This window comes from Enterobacter cloacae complex sp. XAL002 (assembly GCF_049236805.1).
Classification (GTDB): Bacteria; Pseudomonadota; Gammaproteobacteria; order Enterobacterales; family Enterobacteriaceae; genus Enterobacter; species Enterobacter intestinihominis.
In genome coordinates this window covers 1-1,484 of the sequence record NZ_JBMKJN010000069.1, presented here as the reverse complement: position 1 = coordinate 1,484, position 1,484 = coordinate 1, and the positions used below count along the sequence as shown (strand labels likewise).

Here is a 1,484-nt window from a genome sequence, read left to right as displayed (position 1 = left end):
GCTGGATTTGCTGAGGATGAAGGTGGAGGAAGGTGATGTCATTCTGGTTAAGAAGCTCGACCGTCTTGGCCGCGACACTGCCGATATGATCCAACTGATAAAGGAATTTGACGCTCAGGGCGTGGCAGTCCGGTTCATTGATGACGGGATCAGTACCGACGGTGATATGGGGCAAATGGTGGTCACCATCCTGTCGGCTGTGGCACAGGCTGAACGCCGGAGGATCCTAGAACGCACGAATGAGGGCCGACAGGAAGCAAAGCTGAAAGGAATCAAATTTGGCCGCAGGCGTACCGTGGACAGGAACGTCGTGCTGACGCTTCATCAGAAGGGCACTGGTGCAACGGAAATTGCTCATCAGCTCAGTATTGCCCGCTCCACGGTTTATAAAATTCTTGAAGACGAAAGGGCCTCGTGATACGCCTATTTTTATAGGTTAATGTCATGATAATAATGGTTTCTTAGACGTCAGGTGGCACTTTTCGGGGAAATGTGCGCGGAACCCCTATTTGTTTATTTTTCTAAATACATTCAAATATGTATCCGCTCATGAGACAATAACCCTGGTAAATGCTTCAATAATATTGAAAAAGGAAGAGTATGAGTATTCAACATTTTCGTGTCGCCCTTATTCCCTTTTTTGCGGCATTTTGCCTTCCTGTTTTTGCTCACCCAGAAACGCTGGTGAAAGTAAAAGATGCTGAAGATCAGTTGGGTGCACGAGTGGGTTACATCGAACTGGATCTCAACAGCGGTAAGATCCTTGAGAGTTTTCGCCCCGAAGAACGTTTTCCAATGATGAGCACTTTTAAAGTTCTGCTATGTGGTGCGGTATTATCCCGTGTTGACGCCGGGCAAGAGCAACTCGGTCGCCGCATACACTATTCTCAGAATGACTTGGTTGAGTACTCACCAGTCACAGAAAAGCATCTTACGGATGGCATGACAGTAAGAGAATTATGCAGTGCTGCCATAACCATGAGTGATAACACTGCTGCCAACTTACTTCTGACAACGATCGGAGGACCGAAGGAGCTAACCGCTTTTTTGCACAACATGGGGGATCATGTAACTCGCCTTGATCGTTGGGAACCGGAGCTGAATGAAGCCATACCAAACGACGAGCGTGACACCACGATGCCTGCAGCAATGGCAACAACGTTGCGCAAACTATTAACTGGCGAACTACTTACTCTAGCTTCCCGGCAACAATTAATAGACTGGATGGAGGCGGATAAAGTTGCAGGACCACTTCTGCGCTCGGCCCTTCCGGCTGGCTGGTTTATTGCTGATAAATCTGGAGCCGGTGAGCGTGGGTCTCGCGGTATCATTGCAGCACTGGGGCCAGATGGTAAGCCCTCCCGTATCGTAGTTATCTACACGACGGGGAGTCAGGCAACTATGGATGAACGAAATAGACAGATCGCTGAGATAGGTGCCTCACTGATTAAGCATTGGTAACTGTCAGACCAAGTTTACTCATA

The 1,484-nt window shown here is 48.5% G+C and carries 2 protein-coding genes; both read left to right on the top strand.

Features of this window, described 5'->3' with window-relative positions; all coding sequences use genetic code 11:
* Positions 1-418, top strand: a 418-nt coding sequence (locus ACOT0L_RS23960) for a recombinase family protein (protein WP_176207305.1), incomplete at its 5' end; no start/stop codon positions are given.
* Between the two features lie 182 nt (positions 419-600).
* Positions 601-1,461: a broad-spectrum class A beta-lactamase TEM-1 gene (locus ACOT0L_RS23955; protein ID WP_000027057.1), complete on the top strand. Its 861-nt coding sequence runs from the start codon at positions 601-603 to the stop codon at positions 1,459-1,461.
* Positions 1,462-1,484: the final 23 nt, after the last annotated feature.

Bases quoted from the DNA above. Each gene is read 5' to 3' on its own strand.
- ACOT0L_RS23955 (WP_000027057.1), top strand. From the start codon at position 601: ATGAGTATTCAACATTTTCGTGTCGCCCTTATTCCCTTTTTTGCGGCA.